The organism is Mesorhizobium sp. P2_B11 (genome assembly GCF_056404855.1).
Genome location: NZ_JBFUDF010000008.1, coordinates 84,939 through 105,790 on the forward strand (window position 1 = coordinate 84,939; position 20,852 = coordinate 105,790).

Here is a 20,852-nt window from a genome sequence, read left to right on the forward strand (position 1 = left end):
AACAGACGTTACTGCGTCAGAACGTTGCTGATCTCGACCATGTTGGAGCGCACGCGAAGGACGTAGAAGCCCATCGTCGTCAGGTGGGTCGGCATGATCCAGCCATCCTCGCGGCCATTGGCGATGATGAAGGGCTGGATGCGTAGCGCCGAGACGAATTGCGCATCCATCGTGTCCCACAGATTGCCGAGATGCTTTTCCTTGATGACGTCCTCAAAATCGGCCTGGGCGCCCTTCATCAGGCCGTAATAGGCATAGAGCTGGCCATAGGCGAACCAGAAGCGGTCGTCGGCGCGGAAGTCGAACCAGCCATTGTTGTGGTTTTCGGCGCGCTCCTTGAGGATCGCCGAGGTCGAGCCGATGTCGGAARAGATGCGGTCGATATACTGCTTCAGATTGTCGGCGCGGGCGTCGAACGTCGCCTGGCAGGTGCCGAGGCGGGCGTTGAAGGAGCGCAGCTTGTTGACGGCATCGCGATAATAGCTTGGCGTCGGCGTCTTGGGGCCGAACGGGTTGAGGCCGAAATACCAGGTCTCTTCGTCAAATTGCAGATTGCCGCGCGCATCCTGCAGATCGGCGTCGATCTGCGAGGTGGTGCGCACGCGGCCAAGATTGTCGGCCAGTTCTGTCGCGGTACGCCGCACAGCCTGGTTGATGCCGCGCTGGAACGAGGCCTTGTTGTCCATGAACGGCGTGTGATCCCAGTCAATGCCGAAAAAGCCGAGCTTGTAGAGGATCATCGACGAGATCCAGGAATTCTGGTTCACGTTGAAGTCGGTCAGGTCAGCCGCAATCTGGGCGATGCCCGAATTGCCGCAAGTCTTGGCGGTCTCGGTGCCGGCGCCGGCCGCCACCTGCTCGCCGGCGGAAATGTTGCGGTTCTCGAAAGTGTATTTGTCGACGTAGTTGGGGTCGAACTTGTTCCACCATTGGGTGGCGTAGAAGAAGTTGGCGTAGAGACCGATCAGCACCAGCAGAGCCAGGCCGACCACCGCTTTCAGGATCCAGCCGCGCTGCGTGTACCAGCGCCCGGCCCACAGGAACGGCCACAGGATCACGCCGATAGCGAGGCCGATGCCGCGGCCGATCCATTGGAAAATCCGGGTGAAGAAGTTCACGATCGGATCGAGCATGGCGATGTCACCTCTCAGCATGATGCCAAAAAAGTTGCAGACTTTTTGGATAACATCATGCGCTAGAACAATAAATTAGAACGAAATGACGGCTCATTTCGTTCTAGTCAGTCAGGCCGTAGAGGCGTGTGCGAAACGCCACCTTGTCCTTCAAATATGTGGTTTTCAGAACGTCCACAACATGCGATCGCCAGGCGTCGCTGTAGCCGTCATAGTCCTTGTAGAAGCCGGGCTTGTTGAAGACGTAGCGCGAGACGAAGTCCTGCGGCACGAAATCCGAAATCAGCTGGTTGGTCAGCCAGGCGTCGGGATGGTCGGGCTTGCCGCGCACGACCAGAAAGCGCTGGCGCGGCGGGACGTCCTCGATCTTGAGATGGCCGAGCTGAGCGATCTCGCGCTTGGCGGCGTTGAGGAAGGGGAAATTGCCGTCGCTGGTGATCAAATCGGCATGGCCGTGGATCCAGGTCTGCAGCCAGACCTTGTCGACGTCGGTCAGATTGCGATTGGGCTCGGTGTCGCGGATCAGCGAGCGCACCACCATCTCGGCGCGATGCTCGAGATAGCCCGAGCTCTCGACCCATGAGGCCCGAGGCAGTTCGATACGGCCGGTCGAGGCCAGGAACTTGAACACCTTGTCGGCATCGTTGATCGAGAGATAGCTGACCTGCCAAGGCCGCGAGCGGCGGAAGCCCGGTGCGGCCGGGTCGCCGATCACCGTGGTCATATCAGGGTCGACGAAGACGTAGAGCCCGCCGAAATGGCTGGTCCAGTAGGCGTTGTGACGGAAGATCACCTGATCCGGCACCAGCGCGTTCTCGCGGATGTCGCCGCAGACCTTGGCCAGTTCGACCATGCGGGTCAGCATGGCATTGTCGCGCCAGGCGTCCGGCTCCTGCTTCAGCCGGTCGACCAACTTGCCGAGTTCGGCGGCCTTGCCCAGCACGTCCTCGGCCGACAGCACCCTGAACTCGACCTGGCTGATCGACAGCAGGTCCTCGATGTCGTTGACCAGCGGGACGGAATCCTCGATCTCGCCGTAGATGACATCCTTGATGGTCAGCGCGTCGATGGCGCGCTGGTTCTTGGACATGAACTCGAACATCAGCTGCGAGGTGTTGGAGAAGGCGGTGTGCACCACCGGCAGCTCGATCTGCGACGGCGTCAGGATGATGAAGCGGCGGTTGACCTCATTGGGGTCGAGATAATCGAAATCGCCGCATTCCTCGGCGATTTCGGGCGAGAAGCCGGTGCGGTCGATCTGGAAGCTCTTCAGCTTGGTCGGCTTGAGGCCGAAGGCGACCAGCGCCTTGTTGTAGCGCTGGATGAGGTGCGACTCGTCGACGGTGAGGAGACGGCCGTAGATCAGCTCGTTGTCGCGGAGAAGGTCGGGTTTTTTGGCGGGGTGGGTCATGCGAAAGGTTCCGAGGAGCTTTGCCTGGAAAGGAAAAGCGCCAACGCCGACGCCCCCCTCTCCCCGTTCTTCACGGGGAGAGGGTAAGGGTGAGGGGCAGCGCTAACGGTCAAGGACATGTCTCCCGATAACCTTTGGCAGCGATAAATCGAAGATCATTCGTCTCGATGTGGCGATCGAGGCGCTGTTCGATAGCTGCCAATATGGTCTCAAGAACCGCGTCCCGTTCTTTTAATACGTCGACGTTCCAAAAGCGGAGCACAGACCAATCATTTGAAACCATGAATTGATCACGAGCCTGATCGTACTTGTTTTCGGCATGTTGACTGCCGTCCACTTCAACAACCAATTGGCACTCTCTGCAGGCAAAATCAGCAAAGTAGCTGCCTATCGGAAACTGTCGCACGAATTTGTGGCCGTTCAGTCTGCGGTCTCGCAATTCCATCCAAAGAGCACCTTCAGCGTCATTGTCTGATTGACGCAAACGTCTTGCCCGTTTTGTCGTCGCGATTTCCGGTCCACGCATGCGCTGCCCCTCACCCTTACCCTCTCCCCGTGAAGGACGGGGAGAGGGGGGCGTCAGCGTTGGCGCCAAGCCTTTCAGCATCCGCGGGCTGCGAAGGAAGCTCACGCATTCCACAGCCCCTTCTTCTTCATCTCCTCCATTTCCCGCGCCGCCCTCTCACGAAGCCTCGCGTCGCGCAGCAGCTTCTCCACAGCCGCGTCGTCTGACTTGTCGGAATAGCGGAATTCTGAGTCGGCGTAGCGGTTGATCTCCTGCATGACCATGTCCATCGAGAACGGGCCGCGCAGTTCCTCGATCATGGCTTTCTTCTCGTCATAGCCCTTGTGCATGAAGGCTTCCGGCTTCTCGAACCACTCGTCGGGCAGCTCGATGTCCATGGCGCGCATCTTGATGGCGTCGGTGACGTTCTTGATGGCGCGCCCGGTGAAGCGTGGTTCGGCGTCCTTGATCAGGTGCAGATAGGTGCCGACATCGGCCATCGATTTCGGCGCGCCATTTTCCTTCATGTAGCGCTCATAGACCTTCATCAGCCCATCTTCCTGCGGCTTCTCGTGCTCCTCATAGGCCTCGGTCACAGCACGCTGGATTTCCTGCGCGGCGTAGAGCTTGTGGTCGCCGAGCGGGATCTTGTGGTTCTTGCCGGCGAGCAGAACGAAGATGTCGATGTAGTCGTCGCGGGTCTGTGGCCCGTCGACCAGCCAGCGGGCGCCGGCGCGCTGGCGCAGCGCGTCGTCGACGTTTTCGGGATAGTTGGAAAACATGCCGAAGGAGCAGTTGCCGCGCACCACCGTGCCGGCGCCGGCAAAGGCGTCCATCAGGACGCCGGTGATTTCCTGCTGGCCGGCCGAGGCGCGGTCGTCGGAGCGGCGCGCGGCCACCTGGTCGATGTCGTCAACGGTACCGAAGCCGATGACGCGCGGGTTCAAGACATTGTTGATGAACTGGCGGCAGTTCTGGCCGGACTTGCCCTGGTAGGACGAGATCTGGTCGACGCCGAAATTCTCATAGGCGAAGGGATAGCCGGCGACCTGGCAATAGCCGTTGACCAGGCCGGCGATCATCTGGATCAGCGTCGTCTTGCCGGTGCCGGGCGCGCCGTCGCCGATGAAGGTGAAGAGGAAGCCGCCGAGTTCGACGAACGGGTTCAGCTCGCGCTCGAAATCATAGGCCATCAGCATCTTGGCGAGCTTGACCGACTGGTATTTGGCGATGTGATTGCCGACCACCTCTTCCGGCTTCTTGAAGGTCATCACCAGCGGCTTCGAGCGTTTGCCGGGTGCTACGTCGAAGCCGTCCAAGGTAAAATCGTCGGCGTCGATGCGGATATGGGCGTTCTCGAACGGACCGATGCCGTCGAAACGGCCTTTGCGGGCCAAGAGCCCGTCAATGGCGACGCGGGCGAAAGCACGTGCCCGCGTCGTCAGGTCGCCATCATCCTTGGAGCCGGCAATCGCCTTGTCGAGACCGGCGACGATCGACTTCACCGCATCCTGCGGCGTGTCGAACAGGAAGTCGGGTTCGGGGATATCGTTGGGCGCCTCGCCATCGCTGTCGATCAGCTGGAACAGATAGGAGGCAAGGCTGAAGGCCGAAATGTAAGCTGAGGCTGACAGAAGCTTCTTGAAAGTTGTGGCTTCGTCGCCTTCGAGCGGCGCGCGCGTGTTTTTGGCCTGCAGGCTTTCGAGATCGGAGCCCTCGGCAAAAACGTCGGAGATAGCGAGCGCAATCGCCAGGCCGCGCCGGGCACGAAACAACAGCGTATGCTGCGGGATGCTCATCAGCTGGTCGTCGGGATGGATGGCGGCGACGGTCTTGGTCAGCTCGACCTCGCGCGTGCGGCGTACCGAGCCGACCGAGACGGTGGAGACGAAGCGGCGGTTGGTGCCGGCCAGCGCTGTGCCGGATTCCCGCGCAGGGTCTTCCAGAACGACGACGCGGGTGATGAAGCTCTGCGCCGTGGCGCGGTGCTTTTCGATCGCGGCTTCCGGGATGGTGGTCAGGCCGGTGTCCATGAAGGATGCTCCGTGGTGTGACGGTCAGACGTCTGAGATGACCTGTCCGTTGGACAGGATGTGAACCTTGTAGCCGGAAAAGATCTTCTGCGCCTCGCCGGCGGCATAGAGCGCCTGGTAGGCTTCGTGCGGGATCAGCGCGTGGTTCTCGTAGCTCGACACGCCCTGGCGCGCGGCTTCGAGATCGTCGGTGTTGATGAAGAATTCCTGCGTCGTCTTCTCGCTGGAAAACAGGCCCTTGCGGCCGGGTTTCTCGCCCTTGGAATAGACCTCCTGGATGGTCCAGGTGAGCAGCCAAGCGTTTTCGGGCTTGCGCACCTTGGCCAGCACCTCGGTCACCGTCGAATTGTTGTCGGTAATCCCTGCGGAATAGAAGGGGCCAAGCACGACGCGGCGCAACTGCTTGGGGTGCAGCGGCTCGAAATCCTTGTCGAGATTGACCGCAATCGTTGCCGGCGACAGCGTGTAGGCGGAATTCTTCTCCGTGAAATCGTCGAAGCGATGGGCAAGCTCGGGGTTGAGCAAGCCGTCGACCGGCAGCGGGATGTCGACCTGTTCGTTGAGCTTGCCATTGCTGTCAACGAGCTGCGCGATCATGGCTTCGGAGGAATCCTCCACCGTCACCATATAGACCAGCGGCAGGTTGGCGCTGCCGTCGAATGTTGCCCAGTGAACGAGGTAATAGGGTCGGAAGGTTTTTGGATTGACCGAGACCTTGGCCGTCTGCGCCAGCGAAAAGGGCCCGAAGGTCTGCTCGCTCTTGACGTCCTCGAGATAGAGCCGCTCGGCCATCGACTTCTGCAGCGCCTCGGGGAATTCCTTGTGGCGCAGAATGAAGTCGGCCATTTCCTCGCGCAATTCACCGGCCAGCGGGATGTTGGCCAGCCGCGCGTCGGCCTGGCGGCGGTCGTTTTCCAGTTCGAGCAGGTTCTGGAAGACGGGATAGCCGCTGTCGGCGCGCGAAATGCGGAACGTGTCCATGAAGCCGAGACGGTTGCGCCAGCAGGAGAACGATTTGTCCAGCCGGGCAATGTATTCGGCAACGATCTTGGCGACGATACCATGCCGGTAGAGCGGCGAGCGGTCGTCGCGCATGAACACTTCAAGGCCGCTGAGTGCGGCCGTGATGGCGGAAAAATAGCGCGCCGCCGCTTCGTTTTCGGGGGTCATGCCGGGTGTGCTCGCGTACAGCCGCTCCTTACGACTGCACGTAGTTCGCCGAATTGTGCTTCTTCATCACGTCGTCGAAACGGCGGGCGAAGGCGTCGTCGGCAAGCTTCTTGCGGCGCTGGATGTCGGATGAGGCCACCATGTTCTTCTCGTGCATTTCGAGGAGATCGCCAATGTGCTTCTGCGCGGCGGCACCAATGCCGGCCATGGTCTCTTCGGCGGTGTTGTCGACCTGACTGCCCAGCGTGTTGATCTTGTGGGCGACGTCCTGCTGTGCGGCGGTCTTCAGCGAATCTTCCAGGGCCTTGTAAAGCACGATGCGCTGCTCTGTATCGATGGTCAGCTTGTTGATCAGCGTCGACTGCGCGGCGATCTGATTGTTGAGCGAATCGACGAAGGTCTGGAACATCGAGGTGTAGCGTTCCAGCGTCTGGCTCTCGGCCAGCAATTCCTGCTCCTTGGCCTGCTTTTCATTGTATTCTGTGGCCAGTTTCGAGCGCTCGCCCTCAAGCTGCGTGCGTTCCTTCTGGCTGGTCGAGGCAGCGATCTTGTTCTCGATGTCGAGCAGCAGCGGGTTGACCTCCTCGATGCGTTTCTGCACCGCTTCGAGGTTGGTCATTGTCACCTTGCGGCGCTCGATCACCTGCGACAGGCTGTTTTCCGAGGTTTTGTAGCGCTGGTCGAGGACCTCTTTCTGCGCCTTCAGGATGCCGACGATCGTATCGGACTTGACCAGAAGCTCCTGCAGATTGCCGGCCAGCGACATGTTGCGGACACGATCGGTGCGCATGCGCTGCTTGCGTTGCGCCGAGAAGACGCCGACGAAACTTTCCCAGCCGGTGTAGTTCTTCATGCTTTCGAATTCGGCGCCGAAGACGTTGGTGGCGTCTTCCAGGCCGATGATCAGGTCGGCGATGTTGCCTTCCATCACCTTCTGCTGCTTCAGCACGTCCTCGATGCGGGCATTCTCGATGTCGAAATTGGCGTCGCCGATCTTCTTGTCTGCGGTGGCCAGCGTATCAAGCACGGTGCCGGACTGCTCTATCTTGGTGCGCATGTCCTGCACGACCTGCCTGGTCTTGGCAATTTCGGCATCGAAATTCTGCAATGTCGCCATAGGAGCCTCCCGCTTCGGCATCAGTTTCGTGTCGGCGCGAATATATGTGGGGCATTTCAGGAATGAAAGGCGCAAGACATCGAAGGCCGCGAAAACAAAAGGATGGGCGCGGCGATTGTATGGCGGGCAGGCCATGCATAAGGCGATGCCACCAAGTCAGCCGCTGCCGATTCAACTGTGGCTGGACTTTGGCAGTCGGCGCGGCTCGCCCTCAAGTAATTTTCGATTCCAGCCGCGGATCAGGGCTTCGGATCGGCCTTCAGATAGGCGATGACGTTGGCAATGTCCTCGCCGCTGGTCAGGCCGGAGAAGGCCATCCTGTTGCCGGGCACTTTCAGTTTTGGAGCGCCGAGATAGGCCTTGAGGTTGGCTTCGTCCCAGACGAGGCCGGCGGCGCCGGCGTCCTTCATGGCCTGCGAATAGTTGAAGTTCGCGGCCGTGCCGGCGGTGCGGCCGACAATACCCAGGAGGTGCGGGCCGATCTTGTCGTGGTCGGTTGCCGCCTCGTGACAGGCCATGCAGCGGTAGAACACTTTCTTGCCCAACGCGGCGTCGCCGTCGGCTTGCGCGGCGAGGATGCTGGCTAAGTAAAAGACAAGTGCTGACGAAATGGCTCGAAGCATGGCGGTCCCCGGCTGGCTCTGGCTGCGGGCAAAATAGGCCGCAGGCCTTAACAAACGCCGCATGGCGGCTGGATTGCAAGGCCGGTGCTATCCCGTTCGGCGGAGCGGCATTTCCGCGATTGCCTGCCGGATCGCTTTTCCAATTGCTGCCGATGAGTGGTTGTCGCGCACGAAGGTACGGCCGCTCTCCGCCATCTCGGCCGCCGCTTGCGGGCGTTTCGCGATTTCGATGATTTTCGACGCCAGTTCGCCGGCATCGCCGCCTGACAGGAAATGCCCGCCCGCTTGCAGGCCTAGCCCTTCGACGGCTTTTTCGGTGGCGGCGACGACCATGCCCGCCGCCATCGCCTCCAACACCTTGATGCGGGTTCCGCCGCCGAAGCGCAGCGGGATCGGCGCGTAGCCGGCACGTCTGAGCAATTCCGGCAGATGCGGTGGATTCTCGATCAGCTCCAGACCATGCCTGGCGCACAAACCGCGCACGACATCGCCTGGGGCCTTGCCGGCGACGGTGATCGACCATGGCCGGCCGGAGGCGGCGAGGCGCGGCACCATCTTGCGGCCGATCTGTTTGACGGCGTCGATGTTGGGGAAATAGCCGAGATGGCCGATGAAGCACAGGCGGAGTTCGCGGTACCGCTCGGCATCAATCGGCAGGGAAAGCACGCTCTCGTCGGGAATGGGGTTGGCGATGAGCCTGATGTCGTTGACGGGGCCGAGAGCGGACAGCAGCGCCCCATCGGTCCGCGAACAGACCCAGACCTGATCGGCGGTGGCTGCCGCACACCTGTCGGCGTCACGCGCCTCTGCCTTCTTGCGCCTGTTTTGGCGCCAGCCTCGAAGTCGCTGCCACGGCGTCAGGCCGGCGATGCGGTCCGCCACTGTCTGGGAATCGATGTTGTGCAAGTCAAGGACGGTGCGCGCGCGATGCTTGCGCGCCAGCGTCAGCAACTGCGCAAGCGCGATCTCTTCGATAACCACGAGGTCGGGGTCGAATTGCCCCCAAAGCGCGTCTGCCTCCGCCAGTTCGTCGTCCGGCATGATGTGCATGGTCGGGTGGGGGCTACGCCGGTACCAGGAAGCCCGGCCGCGCGCCGCCTCGATGGTCCGGTGCCGGATGTTCGGCGGTGGCGAGGGCGCCGGAGCGCCAGTCAGGCTTACCGTCAGAACCTCGCCCATCGATGCCAGGGCGCGCGCATTGGCGGCGTTCCTGATCTCGCCGCCGGACACAGGCGGAAACGGGCAGTCGACTGTGAACTGGAGAATTCTCATGTTGCCCCGGCCGCTCAGCCTCTGGTGAAGCCGATGAAGTCGTCGGGCGCGGCGCGGCCCATTTCCTCTTCCCAGTGGCGGCGGCAGAGCGAGACATAGACGTCCTTGCCGATCGCCACCTGTTCGCCTTGCCGCGCCACCTTGCCGTCAGGGCCGAGACGCACGACCATTGTCGCCTTGCGGCCGCAGCGGCAGATGGTGCGCACTTCGCGCAGGTCGTCGGCAATGGCCAGAAGGGCACGCGAGCCGGAAAACAGATTGCCCTGGAAATCCGTACGCAGGCCGTAGCACATCACCGGGATGTTCAGCCGGTCGGCGATCCGGGCAAGCTGCCAGACCTGCTCCTCGTCGAGGAACTGCGCCTCGTCGACGAAGATGCAATGCACGGTCGTGTGCTCATGATGCTCGGCGACGCGGGCGTAGAGATCGTCGCCGTCGCGGAACATCTCGGCTTCGGTCTCCAGGCCGATGCGCGACGAAATCAGCCCGGTGTCGCCCTTCCTGTAGTGGCCGGCGACGAATAGCATCGTCGTCATGCCGCGTTCGCGATAATTGTAGGACGCCTGCAGCAGCATTGTCGTCTTGCCGGCATTCATCGTCGCATAGTGGAAGTAAAGCTTGGCCATGCCGCCCTTTTAAGCCGAGTTGGCGCCGCGCGGGGAGGGGGCACCGCAGCATTTCATGGGAAAAGCCGTCTGCCATCGAAAAAGCGTCAGCCGTGTCGCTGTTTGGCCAGTCCGCGCCGTTGATCGTGATTGCCTTAACGCTTGAAACCACACCAGAATGGTGTTTGGCTGACGAAACAAGGCGGGCAGAGAAACCGTAACTACGCTTCGCCAAAGAATCACAATGGGAGACTACCAATGTCGCGTATGAACACTTTCGTCGCCGGCCTCGGTCTGGCGACTTTCCTGTCCACGAGCGCAGCGCTTGCCGGTGATCCGGAGAGCTGCAAGGCGGTTCGCCTTTCCGATGTCGGCTGGACCGACATCCAGGCGACGACCGGCGTCGCTTCAGTGCTGCTCACCGCGCTCGGCTACGAGCCGCAGACGATCCAGCTTTCGGTGCCGGTGACCATGGCGTCGCTGAAGAACAAGGATCTCGACGTCTTCCTCGGCAACTGGATGCCGTCGATGACCAACGACATCAAGGATTACACCGCCGACGGTTCGGTCGAGACGATCAGCACCAACCTGACCGGCGCCGGCTACGGCATCGTCGTGCCGACCTATGTTGCGGACGCCGGCGTCAAGTCGCTGACCGATATCGGCAAGTTCAAGGACAAGTTCAACGGCAAGATCTACGGCATCGAGGCCGGCAATGACGGCAACCGCATCATCCTCGACATGATCAAGAACCCGAAGGACAATCTCGAAGGTTTCGAACTGGTCGAGTCCTCGGAAGCCGGCATGCTGACGCAGGCCGAGCAGTCGATGAAGAACAATGAGTGGATCGCCTTCCTCGGCTGGACGCCGCATCCGGTGATGGGCGCCATGAAGATCACCTATCTCGACGGCATGGGCGACAGCGGCTTCGGCGCCGCCACCGTCTTCACCAATGTGCGCAAGGGCTACACCACCGAATGCCCGAATGCCGGCAAGTTCATCGCCAATCTGAAGTTCAATCTCGACATGGAAGGCGAGATGATGGACGCGATCCTGAAAGGCGGCGACGCCAATACGGTCGCAGCCGACTGGCTGAAGAAGCACCCTGACGCGGTTGCGCCGTGGATTGCCGGCGTCACCACCTTCGATGGCGGCGATGCGGCGGCGGCGGTCAAGACCGCGCTCGGAAGCTGAGCCGACTGAATTCGGCAAAGCCGAACCAGGAAGGGCAGCCATTTTAGAAAAGGCTGCCCTTTTTCATATCCTGTGAGAAGATGACGTAACGACAGCCGAGGCCGAGGGGCAGGCGGTCTCGCGCATGAGAGGGGCGATATGGATCCGATTTCGAAATTCATGGTCGATCACAAGATACCGATCGGCGCCTGGGGAAAGGCGTTCTTCGGTTTCCTCACCGACAATTTCGACACTGTGTTCAGGGCTTTTTCTAACGGCCTCAATTTCCTGCTCGACGGGCTGGTCGATATCCTGCTGTTGGTGCCGCCGGTGCTGCTGGCGCTGGTCATCGCCATCATCGCCTGGCTGCTGCAGCGCTCGCGGCCGCTGGCCATCGGCGTCTTTCTCGGCCTGATCTTCATCATCAACCAGAACCTCTGGAAGCAGACGGTGCAGACGCTGGTGCTGGTCGTGGCTGCCGCCGCCATGGCGATGGCGATCGGCGTGCCGCTCGGCATCTGGGCCGCGCACAAGCCGAAGGTCTACCGCATCATGCTGCCGGTGCTCGACCTGATGCAGACGCTGCCGACCTTCGTCTACCTGATCCCGGTCTTGACGCTGTTCGGCCTCGGCAACGCGCCCGGCCTCATCGTCACCATCATCTTCGTCATCCCGACCGCGGTCCGGCTCACTCATCTCGGCGTCGTCTCGGTGCCGAAGTCGATCATCGAGGCCGGCGAGGCGTTCGGCGCCACCAAGCAGCAGCTGCTGTGGAAGGTCGAGCTGCCCTCGGCGCTGCCGACCATCATGGCCGGCTTGACGCAGTCGATCATGCTGTCGCTGTCGATGGTGGTGTTCGCCGCGCTGATCGGCGCCGGCGGGCTCGGTACTGAAATCAACCGCGCGCTTGGCTCGCGCCGCATCGACCTCGGCCTTGAGGCCGGCCTGGCGATCGTCGTGCTCGCCATCGTGCTCGACCGGATGACGCGTATCGGCGTTGGAGGCAAGAAATGACCGTCGCCGTTGACTTCAAGAATGTCGATATCGTCTTCGGATCCGATCAGGCCGGTTCGCTGGCGCTGATCGACGGCGGCGCTACGCGTGCCGAAATCCTCGAAAAGACCGGCAATGTGCTGGGCTGCGCAGGGGCCAGCCTGACCGTGCATGAGGGCGAGATTTCGGTGCTGATGGGCCTGTCGGGCTCCGGCAAGTCGACGCTGCTTCGGGCTGTCAACCGGCTCAACGTGGTGTCGCGCGGCCAGGTGCTGGTCAAGGACGGCGACAACATCGTCGACGTCGTGACCTGCGATCAGGCGACGTTGCGGCGGCTGCGGCAGAAGCAGGTGGCGATGGTGTTCCAGCAGTTCGGCCTGCTGCCATGGCGCACGGTCGAGGAGAATGTCGGCCTCGGCCTCGAACTCGCCGGCGTGCCGGACGCAGAACGCAAGGAGCGCGTGCACAAGCAGCTCAAGCTGGTTAATCTCGACCAGTGGTCGAAGAAATACGCGCACGAACTGTCCGGCGGCATGCAGCAGCGTGTCGGCCTGGCCCGCGCCTTCGCCACGGAAGCGCCGATCCTGCTGATGGACGAGCCGTTCTCCGCACTCGATCCGCTGATCCGCACCAAGCTGCAGGACGAATTGCTGCAGCTGCAGGCGGAACTGAAGAAGACCATCATCTTCGTCAGCCACGATCTCGAAGAGGCGCTGAAGATCGGCAGCCACATCACCATCATGGAAGGTGGCCGCATCGTGCAGACCGGCGCGCCGGAAGACATCGTGTTGCGGCCGGCCAACGACTATGTCCGCGACTTCATCGCCAATGTGAACCCGCTTTCGGTGCTGACCGCCTGGAACGTCATGCGCGACAGCCGCGACCTCGAGCACGGTGACAACGGCTGGGTGTGGCTCGACCGGCGCAAGACGACGCGCTTCAAGATCGACGAGCACGGGCTGGTGGCCGCGGCTGAACGCGACGGCAAGCCGGCGGTGTGGGTGTCGTGCGCCGATGTCGAGGCGCAGCCGGAGGAGACGGCGCAGGTATTCTGGGCCACTCCGGGCACCTCGCTGAAGACGGTGATGCTGGCCATGCACCGCTCGCAGACGGCACCGGTGGCGCTGTTCGACGACCAATCGCGCTTTGTCGGCGCGATCGGCATACGCGACGTGCTGAGCGCGGTGCTGCGGCGCTAGGGGAGCTATCAGCCGCTGGTCTGAATCAGTTCAGCCCGATGCGCCTGGCGCCGAGCTTGAACAGGGCTGTGGCGTCCGGGTCGAAGCGGAAAGTGTCGATGAAGTCGTCGGCGCGGTAGCCCGGAAGCGTCTTGCGGATGGCGGCGGCGAAGGTTTTGGCCTCGTCCAGCCGGCCGGCCAACGCCAGGCAGTGGGCGGCGATCGACAGGATGATGATATGGGCGTTGGGGCGCGCGGCCGCCTTCAGCGCCCAGTCTGCCGCTTCGTCGAACTGGCCGAGGCGGACATGGGCCATGGCGCGCGCGCCGAGCATGCCGAACAGCATCGGGTCGAACGGCGACAGATGGCGCGAATGATCCGACGACCCGATCGCCGCTTGCGGGTCGCCCGACTGCGACTGCACGAAAGACAGCGCATAGTGGCCAAGCGCGAAGTTAGGGCTGAGGTCGACAGCTTGCTCCAGTTCGAGCAGGGACGCGTTGCCTTCGCCGCGCAGCCACAGCGCCCGGCCCATCGCCCAGTGCGCGGCCGGATTGTGATCGTCGATCAGCAGGCTCTGGCCGGCCGCCTCAAAGGCGAGCGCGGTGTCCTGGTCGCGGTCGCCCCAGCGCTGGAAGGCGCTCTGCCAATGGGTGAAGGACAGGCCGGCATAAGCGCGGGTGAACGTCGGGTCCTGTTGCAGGGCGATGCCGAAGAAGTGCCTGGCCTGATCGTTTTCGCTGCGAGTGAAGCGATACATGTGCCAGAGGCCGCGATGGTAGGCCTCCCAGGCATTGAGCGAATTGGGCGCCTTCAGCATGGCGCGGTTGCGCTCGACCGTCTCGATCTCGGATGAGATAGAGGCCACGATGCTGTTGCAGATGTCGTCGAGGACGAAGAAGATGTCGTCGGGCCTGCGCTCGAACGTTTCGGCCCAGACGATCCTGGCGGTGCGCACCTCGACCAGTTCGACGGTGACGATGAGGCGGCCCGCCAGGCTGCGCACGGTGCCGGTGGCGACATAGTCGACATTCAGCCTGCGGCCGGCATCCTCCGGCGCGATGTTCTTTTCCGCAAGCGCAAACACCGAGCCCCGGGCAATGACGAAGAAATCCCTGAGCTTGGCGAGGCGGGTGATGATGTCGTGCGTCAAGCCGTCGGCCAGCCCGCCGCGAACGCCGCCGGCGTCTTCGGCGAACGGCATCACGGCAAGCGAAGCCTTGTGGGGCGTTGCCGTTTCGGTACCGGCAAGCATGATCGGGCTTTGGTTCGGCGCGGGTGAGGCTGCCGGCTGTGCCGGCGCAGTCGCGCAGGGTCGTTCCGCGCGAATGGCCAGCCACGCCTGGCGCACAGGGCCGAAGTCCAGTTCTTCCGACTGGAAGAGCGCTGCGGCGGCGGCAAGATGGTCCTCGCAGGCGCCGAACTGGCCGTGCCGCGCCAGCCTCGTGAGAAGCGCTATGTGGGCGCAGCTGTCGAACGGGGTCAGCTCCAGCCATTTTTCGAGATGGGCGGAGACGTCCTCGGACACGGCCGGGAGCGTCTTGACCAGATGTTCCAGTATCACCGCGTGGCAGGAACCGAATCGGCGGCGCTGCGCGGTCAACCAATTGTTGAAGAGTGGGTTGCGGTCGATCTCCAGCCCCTCAAGGAAATCGCCGACGAAGAGCTTCGACAGGGCCTGCAGCCGCTCGGTATCAAGCTCTTCGATTCCCGTAGCAGCCGCTGACGCGACATCCAACGCGTCGATGCAAATACCATCGAGATCAAGCGCGATCGTATCGTCAGCGGCTTGGATCCTGCGGCGGCCCGGTTCGTCGAGAGCGGCCCGCAATTTGCTCAGGCACCAGCGAAGCTCGCCGCGGGGATCATTTGGAACATCCCACAACAATTCGCACAGCTTGCCACGTCCGACCGGGTGGGGCGCCAGCGCCAGATATGCGAGCAGCGCACGCAGCTTGCGCGATGCCGGCAAAGCCACAGAAACGCCGTCGCGAACAATCGCCAGCGGCCCGAAAAGCCGCACGACAAGGCCTTTCTGGCCCTTGGTCCGGCTCGATTCCACGCCCGTTTCCACGCCTGCTCCCACGCTGGCCCTCCAGCTATTGCTTTATCACTGATCCCGACAAAGTGCACCGGCTCGCAAAATATGCGCGTCGAATGTGGCGTTTACCACATTGCTAGACGTCAAGGACCTGTAGTGCGGCAAGGTGTCGAAATCTCGTCGCCCAAACCGCCGGTGTGTAACCGGCCCGTGAGCAAAACCAGGAGTTCATCCATGTTGCATCAGCAGAAAATCAGAACCACGGCCGGCCGCGGCCGCCTGTTCGACAGCATTCTCGACACCGTCGGCGACACGCCGGTCATCCGCGTCAACAATCTCGGCCCGGCGCATGCCACCATCTACGTCAAGGCCGAGTTCTTCAATCCGGCGGCGTCGGTGAAGGACCGGCTGGCGCTCAACATCATCGAGGAAGGCGAGCGCACCGGCGCGCTCAAGCCCGGACAAACCATTGTCGAGGCGACGAGCGGCAATACGGGCATCGGCCTTGCCATGGTTTGCGCGCAGAAGGGCTATCCGCTGGTGGTGACGATGGCCGACAGTTTTTCGGTCGAGCGCCGCAAGTTGATGCGCATGCTGGGCGCCAAGGTGGTGCTGACGCCGCGCGCCGAAAAAGGCTTTGGCATGTACAAGAAGGCGGTCGAACTGGCTGAAGCCAATGGCTGGTTCCTGGCTCGCCAGTTCGAGACCAAGGCCAACGCCGCCATCCATGAAGCAACCACGGGACGCGAGATCGTCAACGATTTCGCCGGCTCGCGGCTCGACTATTTCGTCACCGGCTACGGCACCGGCGGCACCGTTGCCGGCGTGGCGCGTGTGCTGCGCCGCGAGCGGCCCGAGACCAGGATCGTGCTGACCGAGCCGGCCAATGCGCAGCTTGTCGGCAGCGGCAAGCCGCAGGTGCGCGGCGCCGGTGGCGCGCCGGCTGCCAGCCATCCGGCCTTCGAGCCGCACCCGATCCAAGGCTGGACGCCGGACTTCATCCCGAACGTCCTGCAGGAAGCGATCGATGGCAACTTCTATGACGAGGTGATGCCGATCGCCGGACCGGAGGGCATGAAATGGGCCAAGGCGCTGGCGCAGCAGGAGGGCATCTTCACCGGTATTTCCGGCGGCTCGGCTTTTGCCGTGGCGCGCCAGATCGCCGGCACGGCGCCTGCCGGTTCGGTGATCCTGTGCATGCTTCCCGATACCGGCGAACGCTATATGTCGACGCCGCTGTTCGATGGCATCGAGGCCGAGATGAATGCGGAAGAGCTTGCTCTCTCGCGCTCGACGCCCGGCTGCCAGTTCCCAGCATGATGACGCGGGAGCAATCTGCATGGACGCGATGCCTGTCACCTCGGCTGTCGAGGAAACGCTTGACCCCTCGGACTGGGCCGATGTGCAGAACCTGTCGCATCGGATCGTTGACGATGCCGTCGCCTATTTGCGCGACGTCAGGCAACGGCCGGTGTGGCAGGAGATGCCTGGAGATGTGAGGGAGTTCTTCACCGCGTCCCTGCCGCAATCGCCGACGCCCCTTGCCGATATCTATGGCGATGTCGTGGACAAGGTGATGCCCTATCCGATGGGCAACATCCATCCGCGCTTCTGGTCCTGGTATATGGGCTCGAGCAATTTTACCGGCGCGCTTGGCGATTTCCTGGCGGCCATCCAGGGCTCCAATCTCGGCGGCGGCAATCATGCCGCCGCCCTGATGGACGGCCAGGTCGTCGACTGGTGCAAACAGATGACGGGCATGCCGGCTTCGGCCAGCGGCACGCTGGTCAGCGGCGGCTCGATGGCCAACATCATCGGGCTGACCGTGGCGCGCAACACCAAGGCCGGCATCGACGTGCGCGAGCACGGCGTTGCCGCCATCGAAAAGCCCTTGCGTTTCTATGGCTCGGACCAGATCCATTCCTGCCATCGCAAAGGCATGGAGGCGCTCGGCCTCGGCAACAAAGCGTTGCGCCGCATTGCCAGCGACGCCAGCCTGCGCATCGACATCGCGGCCTTGCGGGCGGCAATTGCCGAGGATCGCACAGCCGGGTTCAAGCCGGCCTGCATCATCGGCAATGCCGGCACGGTCAACACCGGCGCCATCGACGATCTGCAGGCGCTGGCCAAGTTGGCGCATGAGGAAGACATGTGGTTCCATGTCGACGGCTGCATCGGCGCATTGATCGCGATTGCACCTGAGAATGGCCATCGCGTCGCCGGCATCGAATGGGCCGATTCCATCGCGCTCGATCCGCACAAATGGCTGCATGCGCCGTTCGAGGCGGGCTGCGCGCTGGTCAGGGATGCCTCGGCGCATCGCAAGACCTTCGCGGTGACGCCCGAATATCTGGAATCGACACCGCGCGGCCTCGCTTCCGGGCAATGGCTGCACGATTACGGGCTGCAGACGTCACGCGGCTTTCGCGCGCTCAAAGTGTGGATGGCGCTCAGGGAACATGGCGTCGAAAAATTCGGACGCCTGATCGACCAGAACATTGCGCAAGGGCACTATCTCGCGGGCCTGATCGAGGCCGAACCGGCGCTCGAGCTGACGGCGCCGACCAGCATCAACATCGTCTGCTTCCGCTATCGCGCGGAAGGGCTCGATGGAGAGCGTGCGAAGGCACTCAACACCGAGATCATGCTGAGGCTGCAGGAAGAAGGCATCGCCGCCATTTCCGATACGACGGTGCAAGGCCGGCATTGCCTGCGGGTGGCAATCAACAACCACCGGACCCGGCGCGAGGATCTCGACCTTCTGGTCGCTGAAACGGTGCGTCTGGGCAATGAGATCGCGGCGGCCTGAGTTGGTGAGGCAGGCCCCCCTATTGCCGGCAGCTGTGTGGCGGCGGTTGAGATCGCCGCTACCTCATCCTTCTGCAGCCGGAAAGGTTACGCCGGGAAGGTAGAATGTGATCGGCCGGATTTCATACACGGCCGAAGGGTTCACGCGGCGCAAGTCACGCGCGGCCGCGATGGCCTCCTCCTGGGTCGCGCAGTCGATGACGTACAAGCCCAGCAATTGTTCCTTGGTCTCGGCAAACGGCCCGTCGATGACGATGCCGTCGTCCGGGCCGCGCAGCGTGACGGCGTCGGCGGTTGCGCCCAGCCGTGCCGCCGGCCCAAGCTTGCCCTCGCGGGTCAGCCTGGCATTGACCTCGAGAAGGTCGTGCATCAGCGCCGCGTCCTCTTGCGGCGTCAGGGCCTGGATGGTCTGTTCGACGTGATAGGCCAGGATGGCGTAAAACATGCGGCGATCTCCTCCCGTTAGAGCGGCGGCACTATTGCAAGGGAGGGCGGCCCGATCCAGCCTGTCGCTCACCGAGACGGTAGCCTGCTGCCTTATACTGCCAGTGGCAGGCGCAGTTCCGTTTGCAGGCCGCCGCCGGGATGGTTGGAGAGGTGGACTTCGCCGCCGGCGGCACGCGCAATGTTGCGGGCAATGGTCAGGCCGAGGCCGAGGCCACCGGTCTGGCGGTTGCGCGACTGTTCCAGCCGCACGAAGGAACCGAACACCTGGTCGAGCTGTGCCTGCGGAATGCCCGGTCCTTCGTCGCGGATGACCAGCGTGATAACATCGTCCGACTGGCGTAGGCTGAGATGCGCCTTCTTGCCGTAGGTCACGGCATTCTGGACCAGATTGTTGACGCAGCGCTTCAGCGCCACCGGCCGCGCCATGCAGATCATGCCGCGGGGTCTGGCGCCGTCATGGTCGAACGAGACGTCTTCGAAACTGTCGGCGATCGATTCCACCAGCGACCAGAAATCGATCCGTTCGCTCTTCTCCTCGGTGACTTCGAAAGTGGCGAAGTCGATGACGGAGCTGGCGATGCTCTCGATGTCGGCGAGGTCGTGCGCCAGCGCCTCGCGCGCCGTCGATTTGCGCAACAGTTCAAGGCGCAGCCGCATTCGGGTCAGTGGCGTGCGCAAATCGTGGGCGAGGGCGGCGGCAAGGTGTTCGCGATCCTCGACATAGTCGCGCAGCCGGACCTGCATGGCGTTTACGGCTTTCGCCGCGGCGCGGATCTCGCGGCTGCCGGTCTCGGCGATCGGCGGGCTCTTCAGATCCGTGCCGATCCGGTTGACCGCCGTTTCCATCATCCGGTAGGGCGCCGTCAGCCGGCGCAGCGACCAGATCGACATGATCACCACCAGGGCCGCGATCAGCGAATAGAGCGGCAGGCTGTCGAAGCTCAATATCGGCCCGACCGGCGTGTTGGGCTCGGTGAAGTTCAGCCATTGGCCGTCGGCGAAGCGGACCGATGCCGTCAGCTTGTCGCTCTGGGCGAAGCTCGCCGCCAATCCCAGGAGGTCGCGCTCCACCGCGCCGACATCCTTGGTGAGCACCACGCCGCCTGGCGCGTTGGTTGCCTGCGATGCCGGATCGCGCCGGACGCGGGCGTCGGTGATGCCGAATTTCGACAGCCGACCGACCAGAATGTCCTCGAGCTCGGCCAGTTCGTCGTCGCCGGCGATCGACGAGGTGACCGCGGGCGTGTCCGAAACGGTGAGCGCATAGGTGGCGTTGAACAGGCCGGACGCCGTCAGCTTGCGCTGTTCGGGCGTGTCGTCATGCATCAGCTGCACCAGCGAATAGGCGCGATCATTCAACCGATAGAGATCGACCTCGTCATTGGCGACGGCACGGTCGCGCGAGACGATGTACAGCGTCGCCACCTGGCTGATCAGCAGGCCGGCAATGACGATGAGCAAAACCCAGACCGGCAGGGTTTGCGGCAGGAAGCGTCTCATTCGGAGGTGGTCTCTGGCAGGAACTGGTAGCCGCCGCTGCGCACGGTCAGGATCAGTTTCGGCGTCTTGGGGTCGTCTTCCATCTTGCGCCTGAGACGGCTGACCAGAATGTCGATGCTGCGATCGAAGGAATAGTCGCTGTCGCCACCGGAAAGTTCGATGAGCTGGTCTCGCGTAAGCACGCGCTGCGCGCTTTTGACGAAGGTCTGAAGCAGGTTGAACTCCGCCATGGTCAGCTCGACCCTGACGTCGCCGGGCGCCATCAGCCGGCGGCGCGAGCAGTCCATCGTCCAGCCGGCGAAGTGGTAGATCTGCTTGGTGCTGGCGCGCTTGGGCTCGGCCGTACCATTGCGCCTCAGCACGGCGCGGATGCGGGCAAGCAGCTCGCGCGGATCGAAAGGCTTCGGCACATAGTCGTCGGCGCCCATTTCGAGGCCGACGACGCGGTCGGTGGTTTCGGTGACCGCCGTCAGCATGATGATCGGTGTGGAGTAGCTGGCGCGCAGGTCGCGGCAGAGCTCCAGCCCGCTTTTCCCGGGCAGCATCACATCGAGAACGATAAGGTCGACCTGCGTGCGGCGCAGGATGTCTTCCATCTCGATGCCGTCGGCGGCAACCGTGGTGCGCAGGCCGCGCTTCTGGAAGAACTCCTGAAGCAGGTCGCGTATGCCCTTGTCGTCGTCGACGATCAGTATGTGCGCATCGGATTTCACGGCGATCCTGTCTTTGTTGGCCGGGCAGGCGGTGGCTGCCTTCTTGAGTCTGCTTCTGTGGCGTCACCCACACGATAGAATTCTGGCCACATGTTGGCCAGCGGCGATGATCGCCCGGCATCGGCTTTGC

18 protein-coding genes are annotated in these 20,852 nt (G+C 62.7%); 5 read left to right on the forward strand and 13 right to left on the reverse strand.

What is annotated here, in order from left to right; genetic code table 11:
• Nucleotides 1–8 precede the first annotated feature (8 nt).
• From AC1DYJ_RS25220 to AC1DYJ_RS25260, 9 genes are all read right to left on the reverse strand, one after another.
• Complete coding sequence (locus AC1DYJ_RS25220; protein ID WP_477426286.1) at nucleotides 9–1,133, reverse strand: DUF2333 family protein; 1,125 nt, start codon at nucleotides 1,131–1,133, stop codon at nucleotides 9–11.
• Between the two features lie 103 nt (nucleotides 1,134–1,236).
• On the reverse strand, nucleotides 1,237–2,544 hold the full coding sequence (locus AC1DYJ_RS25225) for a DUF6638 family protein (protein WP_477285387.1): 1,308 nt from the start codon (nucleotides 2,542–2,544) through the stop codon (nucleotides 1,237–1,239).
• A 109-nt stretch (nucleotides 2,545–2,653) separates the two neighbouring features.
• Entirely contained in the window at nucleotides 2,654–3,070 is a 417-nt protein-coding gene (locus AC1DYJ_RS25230) for an endonuclease domain-containing protein (RefSeq protein ID WP_477285385.1), read from the reverse strand.
• Nucleotides 3,071–3,171: 101 nt separating this feature from the next.
• Nucleotides 3,172–5,082, reverse strand: a complete 1,911-nt coding sequence (locus AC1DYJ_RS25235) for an ATP-binding protein (protein ID WP_477285383.1) — start codon at nucleotides 5,080–5,082, stop codon at nucleotides 3,172–3,174.
• A 24-nt stretch (nucleotides 5,083–5,106) separates the two neighbouring features.
• Nucleotides 5,107–6,252: a hypothetical protein gene (locus tag AC1DYJ_RS25240; protein WP_477285381.1), complete on the reverse strand. Its 1,146-nt coding sequence runs from the start codon at nucleotides 6,250–6,252 to the stop codon at nucleotides 5,107–5,109.
• Nucleotides 6,253–6,280: 28 nt separating this feature from the next.
• Nucleotides 6,281–7,369: a hypothetical protein gene (locus AC1DYJ_RS25245; protein ID WP_477285379.1), complete on the reverse strand. Its 1,089-nt coding sequence runs from the start codon at nucleotides 7,367–7,369 to the stop codon at nucleotides 6,281–6,283.
• A 239-nt stretch (nucleotides 7,370–7,608) separates the two neighbouring features.
• On the reverse strand, nucleotides 7,609–7,992 hold the full coding sequence (locus AC1DYJ_RS25250) for a c-type cytochrome (protein ID WP_477285377.1): 384 nt from the start codon (nucleotides 7,990–7,992) through the stop codon (nucleotides 7,609–7,611).
• Nucleotides 7,993–8,079: 87 nt separating this feature from the next.
• Nucleotides 8,080–9,264 (reverse strand): glycosyltransferase, encoded by a 1,185-nt coding sequence (locus AC1DYJ_RS25255; RefSeq protein ID WP_477285375.1) that lies wholly within the window; start codon nucleotides 9,262–9,264, stop codon nucleotides 8,080–8,082.
• A gap of 14 nt (nucleotides 9,265–9,278) precedes the next feature.
• A complete protein-coding gene (locus tag AC1DYJ_RS25260; RefSeq protein WP_477285373.1) occupies nucleotides 9,279–9,890 on the reverse strand; it encodes a thymidine kinase in 612 nt (203 codons plus the stop codon).
• Nucleotides 9,891–10,127: 237 nt separating this feature from the next.
• On the opposite strand from AC1DYJ_RS25260, the gene AC1DYJ_RS25265 reads away from it, so the two are divergent.
• The 3 genes from AC1DYJ_RS25265 to choV all read left to right on the forward strand — a co-directional run bounded on the left by AC1DYJ_RS25265 (nucleotide 10,128) and on the right by choV (nucleotide 13,234).
• Nucleotides 10,128–11,063: a choline ABC transporter substrate-binding protein gene (locus tag AC1DYJ_RS25265; protein ID WP_477260685.1), complete on the forward strand. Its 936-nt coding sequence runs from the start codon at nucleotides 10,128–10,130 to the stop codon at nucleotides 11,061–11,063.
• A 138-nt stretch (nucleotides 11,064–11,201) separates the two neighbouring features.
• The gene (gene choW / locus AC1DYJ_RS25270; protein WP_477285371.1) at nucleotides 11,202–12,056 is read left to right on the forward strand and encodes a choline ABC transporter permease subunit; all 855 of its coding nucleotides are present in this window, start codon (nucleotides 11,202–11,204) and stop codon (nucleotides 12,054–12,056) included.
• Entirely contained in the window at nucleotides 12,053–13,234 is a 1,182-nt protein-coding gene (choV, locus tag AC1DYJ_RS25275) for a choline ABC transporter ATP-binding protein (RefSeq protein WP_477285369.1), read from the forward strand. The genes choW and choV overlap by 4 nt, the downstream gene beginning before the upstream one ends.
• Before the next feature lie 25 nt (nucleotides 13,235–13,259).
• On the opposite strand, the gene AC1DYJ_RS25280 is transcribed toward choV, so the two are convergent.
• Entirely contained in the window at nucleotides 13,260–15,275 is a 2,016-nt protein-coding gene (locus AC1DYJ_RS25280; protein ID WP_477285367.1) for a transcriptional regulator, read from the reverse strand.
• Nucleotides 15,276–15,488: 213 nt separating this feature from the next.
• On the opposite strand from AC1DYJ_RS25280, the gene AC1DYJ_RS25285 reads away from it, so the two are divergent.
• Both AC1DYJ_RS25285 and AC1DYJ_RS25290 read left to right on the forward strand, forming a co-directional pair.
• Nucleotides 15,489–16,574 carry a PLP-dependent cysteine synthase family protein gene (locus AC1DYJ_RS25285; RefSeq protein WP_477285365.1) on the forward strand — a complete coding sequence of 362 codons (1,086 nt, stop codon included), beginning with the start codon at nucleotides 15,489–15,491 and terminating at the stop codon, nucleotides 16,572–16,574.
• Between the two features lie 19 nt (nucleotides 16,575–16,593).
• Nucleotides 16,594–18,063, forward strand: a complete 1,470-nt coding sequence (locus AC1DYJ_RS25290; protein ID WP_477285363.1) for a pyridoxal phosphate-dependent decarboxylase family protein — start codon at nucleotides 16,594–16,596, stop codon at nucleotides 18,061–18,063.
• A gap of 63 nt (nucleotides 18,064–18,126) precedes the next feature.
• Here the strand turns inward: AC1DYJ_RS25290 and AC1DYJ_RS25295 are convergent, their stop codons facing one another.
• The 3 genes from AC1DYJ_RS25295 to AC1DYJ_RS25305 all read right to left on the reverse strand — a co-directional run bounded on the left by AC1DYJ_RS25295 (nucleotide 18,127) and on the right by AC1DYJ_RS25305 (nucleotide 20,722).
• On the reverse strand, nucleotides 18,127–18,507 hold the full coding sequence (locus tag AC1DYJ_RS25295; protein WP_477285361.1) for a YciI family protein: 381 nt from the start codon (nucleotides 18,505–18,507) through the stop codon (nucleotides 18,127–18,129).
• Nucleotides 18,508–18,599: 92 nt separating this feature from the next.
• A complete protein-coding gene (locus tag AC1DYJ_RS25300; protein ID WP_477285359.1) occupies nucleotides 18,600–20,009 on the reverse strand; it encodes an ATP-binding protein in 1,410 nt (469 codons plus the stop codon).
• Entirely contained in the window at nucleotides 20,006–20,722 is a 717-nt protein-coding gene (locus tag AC1DYJ_RS25305) for a response regulator (RefSeq protein WP_477285357.1), read from the reverse strand. The genes AC1DYJ_RS25300 and AC1DYJ_RS25305 overlap by 4 nt, the downstream gene beginning before the upstream one ends.
• Nucleotides 20,723–20,852: the final 130 nt, after the last annotated feature.

Coding starts and splice junctions, on each gene's coding strand:
- choV (WP_477285369.1), top strand. CDS start 12,053: ATGACCGTCGCCGTTGACTTCAAGAATGTCGATATCGTCTTCGGATCC.
- AC1DYJ_RS25245 (WP_477285379.1), bottom strand. CDS start 7,369: ATGGCGACATTGCAGAATTTCGATGCCGAAATTGCCAAGACCAGGCAG.
- AC1DYJ_RS25225 (WP_477285387.1), bottom strand. CDS start 2,544: ATGACCCACCCCGCCAAAAAACCCGACCTTCTCCGCGACAACGAGCTG.
- AC1DYJ_RS25250 (WP_477285377.1), bottom strand. CDS start 7,992: ATGCTTCGAGCCATTTCGTCAGCACTTGTCTTTTACTTAGCCAGCATC.
- AC1DYJ_RS25260 (WP_477285373.1), bottom strand. CDS start 9,890: ATGGCCAAGCTTTACTTCCACTATGCGACGATGAATGCCGGCAAGACG.
- AC1DYJ_RS25300 (WP_477285359.1), bottom strand. CDS start 20,009: ATGAGACGCTTCCTGCCGCAAACCCTGCCGGTCTGGGTTTTGCTCATC.
- AC1DYJ_RS25290 (WP_477285363.1), top strand. CDS start 16,594: ATGGACGCGATGCCTGTCACCTCGGCTGTCGAGGAAACGCTTGACCCC.
- AC1DYJ_RS25255 (WP_477285375.1), bottom strand. CDS start 9,264: ATGAGAATTCTCCAGTTCACAGTCGACTGCCCGTTTCCGCCTGTGTCC.
- AC1DYJ_RS25295 (WP_477285361.1), bottom strand. CDS start 18,507: ATGTTTTACGCCATCCTGGCCTATCACGTCGAACAGACCATCCAGGCC.
- AC1DYJ_RS25285 (WP_477285365.1), top strand. CDS start 15,489: ATGTTGCATCAGCAGAAAATCAGAACCACGGCCGGCCGCGGCCGCCTG.
- AC1DYJ_RS25240 (WP_477285381.1), bottom strand. CDS start 6,252: ATGACCCCCGAAAACGAAGCGGCGGCGCGCTATTTTTCCGCCATCACG.
- AC1DYJ_RS25265 (WP_477260685.1), top strand. CDS start 10,128: ATGTCGCGTATGAACACTTTCGTCGCCGGCCTCGGTCTGGCGACTTTC.
- choW (WP_477285371.1), top strand. CDS start 11,202: ATGGATCCGATTTCGAAATTCATGGTCGATCACAAGATACCGATCGGC.
- AC1DYJ_RS25230 (WP_477285385.1), bottom strand. CDS start 3,070: ATGCGTGGACCGGAAATCGCGACGACAAAACGGGCAAGACGTTTGCGT.
- AC1DYJ_RS25235 (WP_477285383.1), bottom strand. CDS start 5,082: ATGGACACCGGCCTGACCACCATCCCGGAAGCCGCGATCGAAAAGCAC.